The 479-nt window shown below is 83.3% G+C and carries 1 protein-coding gene; it reads left to right on the forward strand.

Going from position 1 to position 479, the window contains the following annotated elements; genetic code table 11:
• Positions 1–14: 14 nt before the first annotated feature.
• A partial coding sequence (locus GTR00_RS22465) for an NAD(P)/FAD-dependent oxidoreductase (protein WP_276610410.1) occupies positions 15–479 on the forward strand: 465 nt, incomplete at its 3' end.

Here is a 479-nt window from a genome sequence, read left to right on the forward strand (position 1 = left end):
GGCTGGAGCCGCACCTGCGGGCCCGCCCGGTGCGTGCCGTGCACCTGACCGGCGACGGCGCCGTGGACCCGGTGGCCGTGACGCGCGCGCTGGTGCGCGCGGCGCAGGGGCACGGCGCCCGGCTGCTGGCCAGCACCCCGGTCAGCGCGGTGCGGGTGCGCGGCGGGCGGGTCGTGGGCGTGCGCACCCCCGGCGGCACCCTGCCCGCCGACGCCGTCGTGCTCAGCGCCGGGGTGGGCACGCCCGCGCTGTGCGCCCCGCTCGGCCTGGACCTGCCGGTGGTGCCGTCCCCGGCGGTGCTGGTGCGCGCGAGCGCCCCGGCGGGGCTGGTCCGCACGCTGGTCGCCGCCCCGCACCTGGAGGTGCGCCAGGGCGCCGACGGCCGGCTGCTGCTCACCGTCGGCCCCGGCGGGGAGGGCGGCGCCGGCGGGGAGGGCGGCCGCGGCGAGCTGCAGCGCCTCGGGGAGGAGGTGCTGCGC

Source organism: Kineococcus indalonis (genome assembly GCF_009906395.1).
Lineage (GTDB): Bacteria > Actinomycetota > Actinomycetes > Actinomycetales > Kineococcaceae > Kineococcus > Kineococcus indalonis.